Source organism: Pseudomonas sp. AC255 (assembly GCF_979258175.1).
In genome coordinates this window covers 897,125-914,124 of sequence record NZ_OZ409841.1, presented here as the reverse complement: position 1 = coordinate 914,124, position 17,000 = coordinate 897,125, and the positions used below count along the sequence as shown (strand labels likewise).

At 59.6% G+C, this 17,000-nt stretch carries 15 protein-coding genes, 3 tRNA genes, 1 pseudogene and 1 riboswitch; of the genes and pseudogenes, 5 read left to right on the top strand and 14 right to left on the bottom strand.

The window, feature by feature from the left end; all coding sequences use genetic code 11:
- Positions 1-209 precede the first annotated feature (209 nt).
- Positions 210-440 (top strand): annotated as a pseudogene (locus tag ACZZ0K_RS04285) (hypothetical protein); the annotation flags it as partial.
- A gap of 22 nt (positions 441-462) precedes the next feature.
- On the top strand, positions 463-642 hold the full coding sequence (locus ACZZ0K_RS04280) for a PA3371 family protein (RefSeq protein WP_016773599.1): 180 nt from the start codon (positions 463-465) through the stop codon (positions 640-642).
- On the opposite strand, the gene phnN is transcribed toward ACZZ0K_RS04280, so the two are convergent.
- On the bottom strand, positions 617-1,186 hold the full coding sequence (phnN, locus tag ACZZ0K_RS04275) for a phosphonate metabolism protein/1,5-bisphosphokinase (PRPP-forming) PhnN (RefSeq protein WP_252878732.1): 570 nt from the start codon (positions 1,184-1,186) through the stop codon (positions 617-619). The genes ACZZ0K_RS04280 and phnN overlap by 26 nt on opposite strands.
- A gap of 388 nt (positions 1,187-1,574) precedes the next feature.
- On the opposite strand from phnN, the gene ACZZ0K_RS04270 reads away from it, so the two are divergent.
- Complete coding sequence (locus ACZZ0K_RS04270; RefSeq protein WP_003178899.1) at positions 1,575-1,901, top strand: Arc family DNA-binding protein; 327 nt, start codon at positions 1,575-1,577, stop codon at positions 1,899-1,901.
- 254 nt (positions 1,902-2,155) lie between these two features.
- Here ACZZ0K_RS04270 and mgtE read toward each other — a convergent pair whose 3' ends face one another.
- The gene (gene mgtE, locus ACZZ0K_RS04265; RefSeq protein ID WP_016773597.1) at positions 2,156-3,598 is read right to left on the bottom strand and encodes a magnesium transporter; all 1,443 of its coding nucleotides are present in this window, start codon (positions 3,596-3,598) and stop codon (positions 2,156-2,158) included.
- Positions 3,599-3,919: 321 nt separating this feature from the next.
- On the opposite strand from mgtE, the gene ACZZ0K_RS04260 reads away from it, so the two are divergent.
- On the top strand, positions 3,920-4,432 hold the full coding sequence (locus tag ACZZ0K_RS04260; protein WP_258707086.1) for a cell envelope protein SmpA: 513 nt from the start codon (positions 3,920-3,922) through the stop codon (positions 4,430-4,432).
- Positions 4,433-4,451: 19 nt separating this feature from the next.
- Here ACZZ0K_RS04260 and ACZZ0K_RS04255 read toward each other — a convergent pair.
- From ACZZ0K_RS04255 to ltaE, 7 genes are all read right to left on the bottom strand, one after another.
- Positions 4,452-4,528, bottom strand: a tRNA-Arg gene (locus ACZZ0K_RS04255).
- A 72-nt stretch (positions 4,529-4,600) separates the two neighbouring features.
- Positions 4,601-4,677 (bottom strand) — tRNA-Arg (locus tag ACZZ0K_RS04250).
- Positions 4,678-4,784: 107 nt separating this feature from the next.
- Positions 4,785-4,875 (bottom strand) — tRNA-Ser (locus ACZZ0K_RS04245).
- Between the two features lie 62 nt (positions 4,876-4,937).
- Positions 4,938-5,126: a carbon storage regulator CsrA gene (csrA, locus tag ACZZ0K_RS04240; RefSeq protein ID WP_002554426.1), complete on the bottom strand. Its 189-nt coding sequence runs from the start codon at positions 5,124-5,126 to the stop codon at positions 4,938-4,940.
- A gap of 185 nt (positions 5,127-5,311) precedes the next feature.
- Positions 5,312-6,553: an aspartate kinase gene (locus ACZZ0K_RS04235; protein ID WP_016773595.1), complete on the bottom strand. Its 1,242-nt coding sequence runs from the start codon at positions 6,551-6,553 to the stop codon at positions 5,312-5,314.
- A 90-nt stretch (positions 6,554-6,643) separates the two neighbouring features.
- Complete coding sequence (gene alaS / locus ACZZ0K_RS04230; protein WP_056788068.1) at positions 6,644-9,259, bottom strand: alanine--tRNA ligase; 2,616 nt, start codon at positions 9,257-9,259, stop codon at positions 6,644-6,646.
- A 146-nt stretch (positions 9,260-9,405) separates the two neighbouring features.
- Entirely contained in the window at positions 9,406-10,410 is a 1,005-nt protein-coding gene (gene ltaE, locus ACZZ0K_RS04225) for a low-specificity L-threonine aldolase (RefSeq protein ID WP_125926465.1), read from the bottom strand.
- A gap of 275 nt (positions 10,411-10,685) precedes the next feature.
- A riboswitch (FMN riboswitch) is annotated at positions 10,686-10,857 on the top strand.
- A gap of 103 nt (positions 10,858-10,960) precedes the next feature.
- Between ltaE and ACZZ0K_RS04220 the strand changes: the two genes are divergently transcribed.
- Positions 10,961-11,470 (top strand): 6,7-dimethyl-8-ribityllumazine synthase, encoded by a 510-nt coding sequence (locus ACZZ0K_RS04220; protein WP_122746819.1) that lies wholly within the window; start codon positions 10,961-10,963, stop codon positions 11,468-11,470.
- Between the two features lie 152 nt (positions 11,471-11,622).
- On the opposite strand, the gene astE is transcribed toward ACZZ0K_RS04220, so the two are convergent.
- The 5 genes from astE to astA all read right to left on the bottom strand — a co-directional run bounded on the left by astE (position 11,623) and on the right by astA (position 16,993).
- Positions 11,623-12,630, bottom strand: coding sequence for a succinylglutamate desuccinylase (astE, locus tag ACZZ0K_RS04215; RefSeq protein WP_150743493.1), 1,008 nt, complete (start codon positions 12,628-12,630; stop codon positions 11,623-11,625).
- A gap of 12 nt (positions 12,631-12,642) precedes the next feature.
- Positions 12,643-12,933, bottom strand: coding sequence for a hypothetical protein (locus ACZZ0K_RS04210; RefSeq protein ID WP_016773591.1), 291 nt, complete (start codon positions 12,931-12,933; stop codon positions 12,643-12,645).
- Positions 12,934-12,990: 57 nt separating this feature from the next.
- Positions 12,991-14,337 (bottom strand): N-succinylarginine dihydrolase, encoded by a 1,347-nt coding sequence (gene astB, locus ACZZ0K_RS04205; protein ID WP_463558993.1) that lies wholly within the window; start codon positions 14,335-14,337, stop codon positions 12,991-12,993.
- A 164-nt stretch (positions 14,338-14,501) separates the two neighbouring features.
- The gene (gene astD / locus ACZZ0K_RS04200; protein ID WP_177434224.1) at positions 14,502-15,971 is read right to left on the bottom strand and encodes a succinylglutamate-semialdehyde dehydrogenase; all 1,470 of its coding nucleotides are present in this window, start codon (positions 15,969-15,971) and stop codon (positions 14,502-14,504) included.
- A complete protein-coding gene (gene astA, locus ACZZ0K_RS04195) occupies positions 15,968-16,993 on the bottom strand; it encodes an arginine N-succinyltransferase (RefSeq protein WP_024014014.1) in 1,026 nt (341 codons plus the stop codon). Before astA ends, astD begins: the two co-directional genes overlap by 4 nt.
- Positions 16,994-17,000 lie beyond the last annotated feature (7 nt).

Below are 17,000 nucleotides of genomic sequence, written 5' to 3'. Positions count from 1 at the left end.
TAAGTGTAGGCAGGCGCCGTGCAAGATTGCGGGAACTTTTACCGGGCAATTTGCACTACGCGAAAAAGCGGTCATTGCAGTTTGCAATCAGTGCCGCCCGAAAAACCTTACCAAGCCCTTGTTTTTAAAGAACTTATCAACCGTTACACTGTTGGCACGGCGACTGCTATGGCTGTTCTATCAAAAAGAACAATTTGGAGCGTCGTGCCATGAACAGCACCCTCTTGCTTGCAAATGCAGCGGCATTGGCTTTCTTGCTCGGATCGCATTTTTTTCCCAAGGCGGACATCGAGCAGCCAGTGGCGCAGCGCATGCCGCATTACTTGCAGGTGCAGAAAGCGCCGCAGTGGGCGGTGCTGAGTGATCGCAGCGATGCCTCTACGCAAATGGTCAGCAAGCCTGAGCTAGCCTCGGCGCCAACCACCGAACGTCTGGTTTTTGAAATATCTTCAGGAGTACAACATGTCCAAATCAGCGACGGGATTTCTGATCCTCGCTTTACTGAGTGGCGTTACCCATCTGGCGCTGTTCGAGGAGACGGAAGTCACCTTGCCTCTGGTTGGCTGTGGCGTGTTTGCGGTGCTGTTTGTGCTGGCGCTGATTGCAGGGCGCAAGATCAAGTTCGATCCGGTTCTGCGTTGAGCCGGATCAGCTCAAGTAATGCAGAGACAGCTTCAGCAAGGTCAACAGAATTGTCGATCTGATGAACGGGGCTGTCGCTGGATCTTCGGTCTTTGAACAGTGCGTTGCGCGCGAGTCTGGCTTCGATTTGCTCAGGGGTTTCCCGGCCACGCTTGAGCAAGCGCTTACGCAGGACCTCATCGTTGACTGTCAGCAGAACCGGCACCAGCGTTGGATATTTCTCCATTGCTTGACGCAGGTTCGCTCTCGACCCGTTAACCAGCACGTGCCGGCCCGCTTGCAACCATTCATCCATTTCCGCGGGAATGCCGTATGAGAGTCCGTTGGCTTGCCAGGCCAAGGAAAAAGCGCCAGCGTGCTGTCGCCGGTCGAACTCATCAGGCGTCACGCCGATTGCATCTTCGCCGACTGACTCCGCCGATCGGGTAATCACCCGGCGCATCACTTCACAGTTCAACTCACGCAGTGGCTCACGCGCTGCTTCGATCAGGCTGTCCTTGCCCGAACCGGACGGCCCCATCAGGTAAAAAAGCTTGCCATCCATCCCGAAAACGCCCTCCGACGGGTCCTGCCTCTAGTAAATCGGCAAATTGCCACTATCCTGTACACATAGGGATCAAGAATAGCCAGCCGCATAGCATGCACGTTCTGAGGTCTTCGGACATCAACAGATGTGCATGCGAAAGCGGGCAGCGATACGGAAGGATGGAAAGTTTTCCAACCAGTCCGCATTTCTGACAACTGGTGCTGGCATTACGCCTTTACCCGGCTCAATATTTGTCACAGAATTGACGCCAATGATCTGGCAATTTTGAGGCATGATGCCGGCCTCTTAACAATTCAGGTTGAACCAATTGGTCCGGATGCTTGTCCTACCACACATCCTGCGGCCAATCCCGAGAACCGCTCCCCTGAACTAACCGGTTAAATATATGCGCCCATTGAAACAGGCAATTTATTCCAGCCGTACGGCTGACAAGTTTGTCGTACGTCTGCCAGACGGAATGCGTGAACGCATTGCCGAGGTGGCTCGCAATCATCATCGCAGCATGAACTCCGAGATCATTGCGCGCCTTGAGCAGAGTCTTATTCAGGAAGGCGCACTGGGCGAAGAGCTGAGCATGCGCCTGGACAGCCCGGAGCTGTCGCTGCACGAGCGCGAGCTGTTGCAACGCTTCCGTCAGCTGTCGCACCGTCAGCAGAACGCCCTGGTGTCGCTGATCGCCCACGACGCTGAAATGGCCGCAGACGCGTCCTGAGTTATACCGAACATATTGAAGCCAGCTTGATTGCTGGCTTTTTTTGCCCGCAATATGACAGATGGCCGCTTGGCAATGGAGTGTGGCGAGGGGATTTATCCCCGCGGGGCTGCATGGCAGTCCCAAAAACAATGGGACTGCTGCGCAGTCCAGCGGGGATAAATCCCTCGCCACCGTTACTTGTACTTGCGCTCATATCTGGTTGGCAGGCACAAAAAAGCCCGTCAATTTGACGGGCCTTTCATTGCAACTGATCAGAGCAGGAAGATTGTCGCCAGGCCGAGGAAGATGAAGAAGCCACCGCTGTCGGTCATTGCGGTGATCATCACACTGGCGCCCATCGCCGGATCGCGGCCCATCTTGGCCAGCGTCATCGGAATCAACACCCCCATCAACGCCGCCAGCAACAGGTTGAGTGTCATCGCCGCCGTCATTACCACGCCGAGTGACCAACTGCCGTAGAGCATGTACGCGACCACACCGATCACCCCGCCCCAGACCAGACCATTGATCAAACCGACCGCCAGCTCTTTGCGCATCAAGCGCGAAGTGTTGCCGGTGCTGACCTGATCCAGCGCCATGGCGCGCACGATCATGGTGATGGTCTGGTTACCGGAGTTGCCACCGATACCCGCCACGATCGGCATGAGCGCCGCCAGTGCCACCAATTTCTCGATCGAACCTTCGAACAGACCGATCACCCGCGATGCCACAAATGCAGTGATCAGGTTCACCGCCAGCCACGCCCAACGGTTACGCAGGGATTTCCACACAGAGGCGAAGATATCTTCCTCTTCGCGCAGACCGGCCATGTTGAGGACTTCGCTTTCGCTTTCCTCACGGATCAGGTCGACCATTTCATCGATGGTCAGACGGCCGATCAGCTTGCCGTTCTTGTCGACCACCGGCGCCGAGATCAAGTCGTAACGCTCGAACGCCTGAGCAGCGTCGTAGGCATCTTCGTCCGGGTGGAAGCTCACCGGATCGCTGGCCATCACTTCCGCGACCTGCTTCTCCGGATCGTTGACCAGCAGACGTTTGATAGGCAGCACGCCCTTGAGCACGCCGTCGTAATCGACCACGAACAATTTATCGGTATGACCGGGAAGCTCTTTGAGGCGACGCAGGTAACGCAGAACCACTTCAAGACTGACGTCCTCACGGATCGTCACCATCTCGAAGTCCATCAGCGCACCGACCTGATCCTCGTCATAGGACAGCGCCGAGCGCACGCGTTCGCGCTGCTGGTTATCCAGACTCTCCATCAGCTCATGGACAACGTCTCGCGGCAGCTCGGAGGCCAGGTCAGCGAGTTCGTCGGCGTCCATGTCCTTGGCGGCAGCCAGGAGCTCGTGATCGTCCATGTCGGCGATCAGCGTTTCACGGACGGAATCGGAAACTTCGAGAAGAATGTCGCCGTCGCGATCGGCCTTGACCAGCTGCCAGAGCGTCAGACGATCGTCCAGCGGCAAGGCTTCGAGAATGTAGGCGACGTCGGCGGAGTGCAGATCATCGAGCTTGCGTTGCAGCTCGACGAGGTTTTGCCGGTGAACCAGGTTTTCCACGCGGTCGTGGTGCGGACCTTCCTGGCGATGAGTCAGGTCTTCAACGACACGCTGGCGCTGCAGCAACTCGACGACCTGAGCCAGGCGGTCCTGCAGGCTTTCCTGTGTTTTCTTTACTTCGATTTCGGACATAGGCGAACTCCACTCCCAGCAGCGGGGCACGCCGGAAGGATCAATCAGTCAATTCATGATTGGTGAAACGGTTTACTGAACAACTACTGGGTAAGTCCATGGAGGTTTTCCATAAGCCCCGGCGGGGCTGACGGGCGCAATGATACACGCCTGACGGTTTAAAACGTTGAAAAAATCACGGCTGAAACAAGCGCTTGCGAAACAAACCTGAGCGCCTGCCTGACCCGTGCAAATGCGACGACTCATCTTGAAAAGAAAACACACCGGCAATGCAAAAAGCAGCGACTACCCTTGAGCTTAGATCGTCAAGGAGGACATCGAATGCCAGCAAAGCCAGCGCTTTTTCTACTGACCGCCCTGCTCCACTTCACGCCTGCCAACGCCACCACACTTCATCGCTGCCAGTCTGCTGACGGCAGCGTCACGTTTACGTCGATGAGCTGCGCAACTGGCGAGCAACTCTCAATTCAGGAGGTCCACCCGTATTCACCCGGCTGGGTCGCAATCATGCCGGAGTTCAATCACGAAGCTGTGACCGGCATGAAAGACAGCGGACGCGAACCGGGCATCGTCGGCGGCACTGAACATAAATGTGGAAACCTGATCGACAACAGACAGCGGCGCGAAGCGATCATCAATCGGCGAGTGATTGCCGGCATGAGTCAGCGGGACGTCGAAAGCGCACTGGGCAAGCCCGACAAGATCAACACCCGCACATCGACCACGAGCTATCGTTACGACCTCAAGCGAGGCCGCAGTGCTCAAATTGATTTTGATGAAAGAGGTTGCGTGAAGGGAAAAGCCAAATCCCGGACAGCAAAAAGCCCGCGTTAAACGCGGGCTTCTTGGTATATGGTGCACTCGACAGGATTCGAACCTGTGACCGCTCGGTTCGTAGCCGAGTACTCTATCCAGCTGAGCTACGAGTGCATTTTGTGTTTTTAAACCAGACCACAACTGGCTGAAACCGAGTTACTCACCTTACAGCAAATAACTCTTAAATGGTGCACTCGACAGGATTCGAACCTGTGACCGCTCGGTTCGTAGCCGAGTACTCTATCCAGCTGAGCTACGAGTGCATTTGTTGCCGCGCATTATAGGCCGTCTAATCTCTATGTCAAACACTTTTTCTAGTAATTTCAACAACTTACAGAAGAAGCCAGATTACGACGTACTAAGCAAATAATGGCGGAGAACGGGGGATTCGAACCCCCGACACCCTTTTGAGGTGTACTCCCTTAGCAGGGGAGCGCCTTCGGCCACTCGGCCAGCTCTCCGCAACACGGGGCGTATATTAACCAGCTTCTTCCCCGTTTGCAAACATAAAAATCGATAAAAATTAATGGCTTGGTTCTTCGTCCTTCTCTTTCTTTATACGCAGGTAAATTTCCTCACGGTGCACCGCAACCTCTTTCGGAGCGTTGACGCCGATACGCACCTGGTTTCCTTTGACGCCGAGCACGGTCACGGTGATTTCGCCGTCACCGATAATCAGGCTTTCCGCGCACCGACGAGTCAGAATCAGCATACCTTTCTCCTTACGCCATTCATTTCAGGGACAACAGTCTGCAAAAAAAGGCACCCGACCTACAACCGCAGCGATCGTAGCCCTACATGCCTGAGTATTGACCAGCGCGAGCAAAAGAACAGTTCAGGGCCCGCGCCATTCAAAAATAAAGGGCGCGGTCAGACCGCGCCCTTCACAGAAGCGGATTACTCGCCCTGACGGGCCGGCGCATCCAGTTCGAAAGCCGTGTGCAGCGCGCGCACGGCCAGTTCCAGGTACTTCTCTTCGATCACTACGGAAACCTTGATTTCCGAAGTCGAGATCATCTGGATGTTGATGCTTTCTTTTGCCAGGGATTCGAACATGCGGCTGGCCACGCCTGCGTGGGAACGCATGCCGACGCCGACGATCGAGACCTTGGCGATCTTGGTGTCGCCAACTACTTCACGGGCACCGATCTCGCGAGCGGTGTTTTCCAGCACGGTCTGTGCAGCCTGGTAGTCGTTGCGGTGCACGGTGAAGGTGAAGTCGGTGGTGTTATCGTGCGCGACGTTCTGCACGATCATGTCGACTTCGATGTTCGCGGCACTGATCGGGCCGAGAATCTTGAACGCCACGCCCGGGGTGTCTGGCACGCCACGGATGGTCAGCTTGGCTTCATCGCGGTTGAAAGCGATGCCGGAAATGATCGGCTGTTCCATGGTTTCCTCTTCATCAATAGTAATGAGGGTGCCCGGACCCTCCTTGAAGCTGTGCAGTACGCGCAGCGGAACGTTGTACTTGCCGGCGAATTCCACCGCACGGATCTGCAGGACCTTGGAACCGAGGCTGGCCATTTCCAGCATCTCTTCGAAGGTGATCTTGTCCAGACGCTGAGCGACCGGCACCACACGCGGGTCGGTGGTGTAGACACCGTCGACGTCGGTGTAGATCTGGCATTCATCCGCTTTCAAGGCCGCAGCCAGTGCCACGCCGGTGGTATCGGAACCGCCGCGACCGAGGGTGGTGATGTTGCCGTGCTCGTCGACACCCTGGAAACCGGCGACAACCACCACGCGACCAGCCTTCAGATCACCGCGAATCTTCTGGTCATCAATCTGCAAGATACGCGCTTTATTGTGCGCACTGTCGGTCAGGATCCGCACCTGATTACCGGTGTACGACACCGCCGGCACACCGCGCTTGATCAGCGCCATGGCCAACAGGGCAATCGTCACCTGCTCACCGGTGGAGACGATCACGTCCAGCTCGCGCGGAACCGGTTGCGCCTCGCCACTGATTTGCTTGGCCAGATCGATCAGACGGTTGGTTTCGCCGCTCATTGCAGACAGCACAACCACCAGGTCATCGCCGGCATCGCGGAATTTCTTAACCTTGTCGGCGACCTGCTCGATTCTCTCGACAGTGCCGACCGAGGTGCCTCCAAATTTCTGTACGATCAAAGCCATTTCAAAGCCGCCTCTGCCCATGAAGGGCGCCCAATAATCTTTCGAACAGTCGCCAGGCCCGCCACTAGACTGCGGGCCTGGCGAGCCGTCTTATAAAGCCTGCTCGACGAATGGAACGGTCAGCGCGAGTGCGCCATCCAGCGCAGCGGCATCGACACCACCGCCCTGCGCCATGTCCGGACGACCACCGCCCTTCCCGCCCACTGCCGCAGCAGCCTGTTTCATCAAATCACCGGCTTTGAGTTGGCCAGTCAGGTCCTTGGTTACGCCTGCAACCAGTACGACCTTTTCCTCATGGACACCGCCGAGCAGGATCACTGCGCGGCCGAGTTTGTTTTTCAGCTGATCGACCAGCGCCAGCAGCGCCTTGCCATCCTGACCGTCCAGACGGGCGGCCAGCACCTTCACATCCTTGACGTCCACCGCCGAGGCCGACAGATCGTCGCCCGCCGCGCTGGCTGCCTTGGCCTGCAACTGCTCGAGTTGTTTCTCCAGCAGACGGTTGCGCTCCAGTACCGCCGAGAGCTTGTCGATCAGGTTGTCGCGGCTGCCCTTGACCAGGCTGGCCGCTTCCTTGAGTTGTTCTTCCGCCGCGTTCAAGTAGGCCAGCGCCGCAGCGCCAGTGACTGCCTCGATACGACGCACGCCCGATGCCACACCGCCTTCGCTGATGATTTTCAGCAGGCCGATGTCGCCGGTACGGTTGGCGTGGATACCGCCGCACAGTTCGACCGAGAAGTCGCCCATGCTCAGCACGCGCACGCTGTCGCCGTACTTCTCGCCGAACAGCGCCATGGCGCCTTTGTTCTTCGCGGTTTCGATGTCGGTTTCTTCGGTTTCAACGGCGGAGTTCTTGCGAATCTCGGCGTTGACGATGTCTTCCAGCTGCTTGATCTGCTCTGGCTTGATCGCTTCGAAGTGGCTGAAGTCGAAACGCAGACGCTGACTGTCGACCAGCGAACCTTTCTGCTGTACGTGCTCACCCAGCACCTGACGCAGCGCGGCGTGGAGCAAGTGGGTGGCCGAGTGGTTCAGCGCGGTGGCGTGACGCACTTCGGCGTCGACGTGGGTTTCCACCGGCGCGCCGATGGTCAGGCTGCCCGAGGCCAGCACACCGTGGTGCAGGAATGCGCCGCCGGTCTTGGTGGTATCGCGCACGTCGAAGCGGCTGCTGCCGGCCTGAATGAAACCGCAGTCGCCGATCTGGCCACCGGATTCGGCGTAGAACGGCGTCTGGTTGAGCACGATCACGCCTTCCTGTCCTTCGCTCAGCACGTCGACCGACTGGCCATCCTTATAGATGGCAACGATTTTCGCCGAGCCGCTGGTGGCGGCGTAACCGGTGAACTCGGTGGCCACGTCGACCTTGACCAGGGTGTTGTAGTCCAGACCGAACGAGCTGGCCGAACGCGCGCGCACACGCTGCGCTTCCATCTCGCGCTCGAAGCCGGCTTCGTCAACGGTCAGGCCGCGTTCGCGGGCGATGTCGGCGGTCAGGTCCATCGGGAAGCCGTAGGTGTCGTAGAGTTTGAACACCACGTCGCCCGGCACCACGGTGCCTTTGAGTTCGGCCAGATCCTGCTCGAGGATTTTCAGGCCGTGCTCCAGTGTCTTGGAGAACTGCTCTTCTTCAGCCTTGAGGACGCGCTCGATGTTGCTTTGCTGCTTCTTCAGTTCCGGGAAGGCTTCGCCCATTTCGGCGACCAGCGCCGCGACGATCTTGTAGAAAAAGCTGCCGGTGGCGCCGAGCTTGTTGCCGTGACGGCAGGCGCGACGGATGATCCGGCGCAGCACGTAACCGCGACCTTCGTTGGACGGCAGCACGCCGTCGGCGATCAGGAAACCGCAGGAACGGATGTGGTCGGAAACGACTTTGAGCGACGACTGATCGCCGTTTTCGCAGCCGATCGCTTCAGCCGAAGCCTTGAGCAGATTCTTGAACAGGTCGATGTCGTAGTTGGAGTTGACGTGCTGCATCACCGCACTGATCCGCTCCAGGCCCATGCCGGTGTCCACCGACGGCGCTGGCAACGGATGCAACACGCCATCGGCGGTGCGGTTGAACTGCATGAATACGTTGTTCCAGATCTCGATGTAGCGGTCGCCATCTTCTTCCGGCGAGCCCGGCGGGCCGCCCCAGATGTGCTCGCCGTGATCGTAGAAAATCTCGGTGCACGGGCCGCACGGGCCGGTATCGCCCATGGTCCAGAAGTTGTCGGAAGCGTACGGCGCGCCCTTGTTGTCGCCGATGCGGATCATGCGCTCGGCTGGCACACCGATTTTCTGTGTCCAGATGTCATACGCTTCGTCGTCGGTGGCGTAGACGGTGACCCAGAGCTTTTCCTTCGGCAGCTTGAGCACGCCAGTGAGGAAGGTCCAGGCGAAGGTGATCGCGTCGTGCTTGAAGTAGTCGCCGAAGCTGAAGTTGCCGAGCATTTCGAAGAACGTGTGGTGACGCGCGGTATAACCGACGTTTTCCAGGTCACTGTTCTTGCCGCCGGCGCGCACGCATTTCTGGCTGCTGGTGGCACGGGTGTACGCACGTTTTTCCTGGCCCAGGAAGCAGTCCTTGAACTGGTTCATCCCCGCGTTGGTGAACAGCAGGGTTGGGTCGTTGCCCGGAATCAAAGAGCTGGAGGCTACACGGGTGTGGCCTTGCTCTTCGAAGAAGCGAAGGAAGGCTTCACGGATTTCTGCGCTTTTCATTAGGTTCTTCCACGGAGGCTGCGGCCAAAGGCCTGTTCGAAACGTCATGAGACGAAGCGACGGCAAAGGGCCGCATTATATCGGCCCTGCGCGCGGGGTACAGCGTGTTTATACGATAGAAACGGTCAATTGGACGGCTGACGCTGTCACTTGCGTGAAAACTCGACGAATGTCGCGATCACTTGCTCGATTTGCGCGCGGCTGACGTCCATGTGCGTGACCATGCGCAAGCGCGCAGCGGCGCTGAGCCTGATCCCGCGTTCGCCGGCAAAGTCCTTGAGTGCTGCGGCCTTGTCGCCCATTTGCACATAAACCATGTTGGTTTGCACGGGTTCGACGACGAAACCGGCCTCACGCAGACCCTCGGCGAGCAACTGCGCGTTGGCATGGTCATCCGCCAGCCGTTCGACGTGATGATCCAGTGCGTACAAGCCAGCCGCCGCGAGCAACCCGGCCTGACGCATGCCGCCACCGACCATTTTGCGCAAACGCCGCGCTTTGCCGATCAGTTGCTCGGAACCGCACAGCACCGAACCGACCGGTGCGCCGAGGCCTTTGGACAGGCACACCGACACCGAATCGAAATGCTGGGTGATCTCCCGGGCATCGACGCCAAGCTTGACCGCCGCGTTGTACAGCCGCGCGCCGTCCAGGTGCAATTGCAGGCCGTGTTCCTGAGTAAAGCGTCGCGCGCGCGCCAGATACTCCAGCGGCAGCACTTTGCCCTGCATGGTGTTTTCAAGCGCCAGCAAACGAGTTCGAGCGAAATGGAAGTCATCCGGTTTGATCGCCGCCGCGACCTGATCCAGATCCAGCGAACCGTCGGCCTGCACCTCCAGCGGCTGCGGCTGAATCGAGCCGAGCACCGCCGCCCCGCCACCTTCGTACTTGTAGGTGTGCGCCTGCTGACCGACGATGTATTCGTCGCCACGCTCGCAGTGCGCCATCAGGCCGAGCAGGTTGCTCATGGTCCCGGTCGGCACGAATAGCGCGGCGGCAAAGCCCAAGCGCTCGGCCAGTTCGGCCTCGAGGCGATTGACCGTCGGATCTTCGCCGTACACATCGTCGCCGGTGTCCGCTGCGGTCATCGCGTCGAGCATGGCGGGAGTCGGTTGGGTGACGGTGTCGCTGCGAAGATCGATAACGCTCATGAACCTGGCCTCTGGTCAGATGGGAAATCCCTTTGTGAAGTGGGATTACTGCGGTCATCGCACAGATTAATCAACCCTTGACCGAGGAAAAACCCCATTCTTCCTCAAGAAGACAAAGCCCATGTGGGAGCTAGCCTGCTCGCGAAAGCGGAGTAACAGTCAGCATATTCGTTGAATGTGAAGCCGCTTTCGCGAGCGGGCTCGCTCCCGCAGTGTCATGTGCATGGCCGGGAAATATGTGTTACAAACTTGCCGCCGCCCGCCTATGGGCGGCGAAACGTTCTCAGGGCGGGGTGCAATTCCCCACCGGCGGTAATTGCGCGCAATGCGCATAGCCCGCGAGCGCTTGGCGCTGCACACGGCTTGGATCGGGTGCATCGGCAAGGTCAGCAGACCCGGTGTGATTCCGGGGCCGACGGTCATAGTCCGGATGAAGAGAGAACGGGATCGACGCCAAAGGGCCGTCCGCGTGCATCCGTGCCTGCGTTCGCACCCTTGCATCCCTTTCGATTCATAACGCCCTGTTTTTCACACAAACAGGAGTCAGAACATGCAACCCACCGCTATCGACAGCAAAAGCAAACACCCACAAGGCGAGCGCGTCGCGTTCATCCAGGCCTGCTGGCACAAGGAAATCGTCGACCAGAGCCGCAAAGGCTTCGTCGCTGAAATGCTGGTGCAGGGTTATCAGGAAGCGGACATCGATTTTTTTGAAGTCGGCGGCGCCTTTGAAATGCCGCTGCACGCAAAGCTGCTGGCCAAATCTGGCCGTTACGCCGGCATCGTCGCCGCCGCCCTGGTGGTGGACGGCGGCATTTACCGTCACGAGTTCGTCGCGCAATCGGTGGTCAGCGGCCTGATGCAGGTGCAGTTGGAAACCGAAGTGCCGGTGTTCTCGGTATCGCTCACCCCGCATCACTTCCATTCGGGCGAAGAGCATCAGAAGTTCTTCTTCGAGCACTTTGTGCACAAGGGTCAGGAAGCGGCGCGGACTTGCGCGGATACGTTGCAGAAAGTTCGTGCGCTGCGTCGTACAGAGCCGCGTGCGGTAGCCGTGTAACGTCGAGTGAGTTTTTGACCTCACTCAAATCAAATGTGGGAGCGAGCCTGCTCGCGAAGAGGGACTGCCAGCCGACGACAAGTTGACTGGTAGACCGCTTTCGCGAGCAGGCTCGCTCCCACATTGGTTTTGTGCCGATTCAGATGTCGCTATCAGGCGAGGTTTTCGTCGGTGGTCGGGACGATGAGGATGCCGGCGCGCAGGCCGTTCTTGACCTTGGGGTTGGGGAAGATGATCCGCGCGCCCTGCTCTTCGATCACCCAGCGGGTATTGGCCAGGTCTTCGGCCAGCACATAACCCGGTTCCAGCTCGGAAAAGTTCTCGATGTCCGCCGGCAGATTCAGGCGGAACGCATCGCTGTGCTTGATGATTTCCCGCGCCACGCTGAACAGCTGCAAACCATCCAGCCCTTCTTCTGTCTCCGGCTCAGTGCCTTCGATGATCTGCTTCAGGCGGGTTTCCAGCAGTGAGACGTTGACGCCATCGTTCTGCCCGAACGGCCGCGCCTTGCCCAGTTCCAGGGTGAAAGCCTCGGCGTCGAGTTTGTCGTAGGTGTACGAACTGAACACGATGGATGGTTTGTTCTGCAACAGCACTGCTTCCATGCCGGCGGCGCGCAGGCGCGCCAGTTCGCGACGGGAATGCTGGCGCCCTTCCTTCCACGGGTACAAGGCGAACTGTTCGATCTTCGACCCACGAATCGCCGTGTGCAGGTCGTAGTGCAGACGCTCGCGCTCGGGCTTGCTGAAGAAACTCGCCGCCAGCCGTTCCAGCTCACAGGCGCGCAACGCTTCCGAGCCGCTGCTTTGTTCGTGGCGACCGTTGAACAGTCGATTGACGTCCTGCTCGACGAAACGCTCACCCTTGCGGATGGCTTCGGGGTTGCCAAACAGGAACAGAATGCGTGCGCGCGGCTTCAGATCGCCGCGTGCGATGTCGTGCAGCAGCCGATCGAGCAACTCGATCGGTGCCGTTTCGTTGCCATGGATGCCTGCCGACAGCAGCAGGTCCAGGCCATTGTCGCGCGCTTCCGGGGGACGCACTTCCAGCGCCCCTTCGCTCAACCAGCGCATGCGCACGCCTTCGACAGTCAGTTGAGTCTTCTCCGCCGGTTCGCGGCCGGCGAGGGTCAGTTCAAGCAGTTTGCCGAGGGCGAGCATAGAGCGGTTTCCTTAGTGGTCGTGGTTGCAATCCGGGCCGTGTACGTGATCCTCGTCAGCGCCGAGGTCAGCCGGTTCCATTTCCAGTTGCAGACTTACCAGATTAGTCGCCAATGGGCGCAGCAGAAGGTTGGCGTACTCTTCGTCACCTTCCTCGACGTCCACGCCGATCAGCAGCTGGCCACGGCCGTCCTGCTGGATCCACAGCTCTTTGCCTTGCCACATGACCGCAACGCGGGTGCACGAGGTTTGCAATTGCGTGCCGTCGGTGTCTTCAAGGATCAGCTGCAGGGAATCGCTCATGTTTTTACTCTCTTGGGGTGACACGCCGCGCGCCGCGTTCAGGCAGCGCGCTGGCGATCAATTGATCTGGAAGGGATAAACCGCGCCCAGTTTAAGGATTTGCGTCAGTTCATCCAGTGCCGTCCGGCATTCAAGCAGCAACTGCGGATCCGCCAGATCGGTTTCGCTCAGGCGGTCGCGGTAGTGCTTTTCAACCCATGCGGTCAACGAACCGTACAACGGGGCCGTCATGATAACGCCTGGGTTGACCGCCGCCAGTTCGGTTTCATTCAGCGCCACGCGCAGACGCAGGCACGCCGGACCACCGCCGTTCTGCATGCTTTGCTTGAGATCGAAGACTTTAACTTCGCGGATCATTCCGCCGGAGCTGGTCAGGCTTTGCAGATAAGCCCAGACGCGTTCGTTGGCCTGACACTCTTGCGGCACGATCAACAGCATCGAGCCGTCAGGACGCGAGAGCAATTGGCTGTTGAACAGGTAGGAACGCACCGCGTCATCCACGGTGACCGCCGAACGCGGCACGCAAACGGACTGGAAGTTACCGCCGACCTTGGCCAGTTTACCTTGCAGTTCGGCAAGCATCTTGTCGGTCTCGAGGAACGCGTCCTCGTGATAGAACAGCACTTCACCGTTGCCCACGGCGATCACGTCGTTGTGGAACACACCCTGATCGATGACGTTGGGGTTCTGCTGCGCGTAGACCACGCCTTCGTCACGCAGACCGTGCAGACGCGCCACGGCTTGCGAGGCTTCGAGGGTCTGGCGTGCTGGGTATTTCTGCGGCGCCGGGAAGCGGTTGTCGAACGCACTGCGGCCGAACACGAAGAACTCGACGCCCGCCTCGCCGTACTCACGGCAGAAACGCGTGTGGTTGGCCGCGCCTTCGTCGCCAAACTGCGCCACTGCCGGCAAAGCGGCGTGATGGGCGAAGTGCTGTTGATTGGCGAACATCGCGCCGAGCACGCGGCTGGTGGTCGGGTGTTCGATGCTGCGGTGATATTTGCAATTGAGGTTGGCGGCGGTGAAGTGCACGCGGTCGTCAGCGGTGTCGGCACTCGGGCTGACCGTGGCGGCGTTGGCCACCCACATGCTCGACGCCGAGCAACTGGCGACCAGCAGCGGCATCGCTTCCTTGGCGGCGCGCTCGATCACTTGCGCGTCAGTGCCGCTGAAGCCCAGACGGCGCAGCGCCGCCACATCAGGACGTTCCTGCGGAGCCAGCACGCCTTGCTGAAAGCCCATGTCCATCAGCGCTTTCATTTTTGCCAGACCTTGCAGCGCCGCTTCCTTCGGGTTCGAGGATTGCTGACTGTTGCTCTGCGAGGCGACGTTGCCGTAGGACAGACCACCGTAGTTATGGGTCGGCCCCACTAGACCGTCAAAATTGACTTCATAGGATTTCATCAGCGAGGCTCCACGAGAATCTGTTGTTATAGGCATCGAGTAACAATTAGGTAAGACCGCAGTGCGGCCATCGCTGGCAAGCCAGCTCCCACATTGACCGCGTCGTACACAAAATGTGTGGACGTCTCTGACCCTGTGGGAGCTGGCTTGCCAGCGAATGGGCGCTACGCCATTTTCACGCCAGGCGTCAGGGCCGATGGCAACACCAGGCTCGGGGTTTCCAGCGACGCCACCGGGTATGCGCAGTAGTCCGCTGCGTAATAGGCGCTGGCGCGGTGGTTGCCCGAGGCGCCGACGCCGCCGAATGGCGCGCTGCTCGCGGCACCGGTCAGCTGTTTGTTCCAGTTGACGATGCCGGCGCGGCTTTCCAGCCAGAACTGCTGGTAACGCGCTTCGGAATCGGAGAGCAAACCGGCGGCCAGTCCATAAGCAGTGTTGTTGGCTTCAGTGATCGCCGCGCCGAAATCGGTATAGCGGATCACTTGCAGCAGCGGCCCGAACAGTTCTTCGTCCGGACGCTCAGCCACGGCCGTCACATCGACAATGCCCGGAGTCAGCAAGGCCGACTGCGCCTGTGGCTGAGTCATTTCCAGCAGCGCCACCGCGCCGTTGGCCAGCAATTGCTCTTGCGCATCCATCAGCGCTTTCGCCGCGCCGAGGGAAATCACCGAGCCCATGAACGGCGCCGGTTGCTGATCGAAGGCACCGACTTCAATGGTCGAACTGACTTCAACCAGACGCTTGAGCAGGCTGTCGCCCCACGCGCCTTGCGGCACCAGCAGACGCCGGGCGCAGGTGCAGCGCTGGCCGGCGGAAATGAATGCCGACTGAATGATGGTGTACACCGCCGCGTCCAGATCAGCGACCTGATCGACCACCAGCGGGTTGTTACCGCCCATCTCCAGCGCAAGAATCTTGTCCGGACGCCCGGCGAATTGCTGGTGCAGATGATTGCCGGTGCGGCTCGAACCGGTGAAGAACAGACCGTCGATGCCCGGATTCGCCGCCAGAGCGATACCGGTTTCCCGCGCGCCTTGCAGCAGGTTCAACACGCCTGCCGGCAGGCCGGCTTCGATCCAGCACTTGACCGTCAGCTCGGCGACTTTCGGTGTCAGTTCGCTGGGCTTGAACAGCACACTGTTACCGGCCAACAGCGCCGGGACGATATGACCGTTAGGCAGGTGACCGGGGAAGTTGTAAGGGCCGAAGACCGCGACCACGCCGTGCGGCTTGTGGCGCAACACGGCGGTGGCGTCGCCCAATGGGCCGCTCTTTTCCCCGGTGCGCTCGCGGTAGCTCTGCACCGAAATCGCAATCTTGTTGACCATACTGGTGACTTCGGTCGCAGCTTCCCATAGCGGTTTGCCGGTTTCTTCGCCGATGGTGCGAGCCAGTTCGTCAGCGTGGTTTTTCAACGACGCGGCGAAAGCTTCGAGGACGCTGATGCGCTCTTCGAGCGTACGGCGCGCCCAGCCGGGAAAGGCCTGACGAGCGGCCTGCACCGCCGATTCGACCTGCGCGACAGTGGCGCCCTCGCCAGCCCACAGCACTTGCTGGGTCACCGGGTTCAGCGATTGAAAGGCCTCGCCCTGACCGGCCAGCCACTCACCTGCGATGTATAGCGAATTCATTATTTCGACTCCCGTGCAGCGGACAGCGCCACGGCGCGAACCTGATCGCCGGCGCTGAGTTGAAGACGTTTCGCGGTTTGCGGATCGACCACCAGGGTGCCCGCAGCCAGTCGCGCTGGTGCAGCCGTGATGCGGCAATCCTCGCGCTTACGGTTGTGGATGATGAACGGCGTGGCGTCATCGCCCGGCGTGCCGACGGCCAGCACCAGCGCTTCGCTGTCACGCACCGCGCGGATCTTGCTGGTTTCGCATTCGATGGCCGGGCCGGCGTCGAAGATGTCGACGTAACCCTGGTAGCTGAAGCCTTCGCTCTTGAGCATGGCCAGCGCCGGCTCGGTGTCCGGGTGCACCTGGCCGATGACGTTGCGCGCGTCCGGCGAAAGGAAGCAGGTGTACAGCGGGAATTTCGGCATCAGTTCGGCGATGAACGCCTTGTTGCCGACGCCGGTCAGGTAATCGGCCTGGCTGAATTCCATCTTGAAGAAGTGCCGGCCGAGGCTTTCCCAGAACGGCGAGCGCCCGGCGTCATCGGACACGCCACGCATTTCGGCGATGATCTTGTTACCGAACAGCTCCGGGAACTCAGCGATGAACAGCATGCGCGCCTTGGACAGCATCCGGCCGTTGAGGCCGTTGCGGTAATCAGCGTGCAGGAACAGCGAGCACAGCTCGGAATTGCCGGTCAGGTCGTTGGCCAGAAACAGCGTCGGGATTTCGCGGTAGATGTTCAGCTCTTGCGAAGCGCTGACCGTCAGACCGACGCGGAAGTTGTACCAAGGCTCACGCAGGCCGACCGCGCCGGCGATGGCGGAAATCCCCACCACGCGGCCGTCATCGTCTTCGAGCACGAACAGATAGTCCGCATCGCCACGCCCGGCTTCGCCGCGAAAGGTCTTCTCGGCCCAGCCGACCCGGTGGGTCAGGCGCTCTTCGTTGGCCGGCAATGTGGTCAGGCCGGTGCCGGTGCTGCGGGCCAGGTCGATCAGCGCGGATAAATCGCTGCTGCGTACGGGACGAACAATCATGCTATCT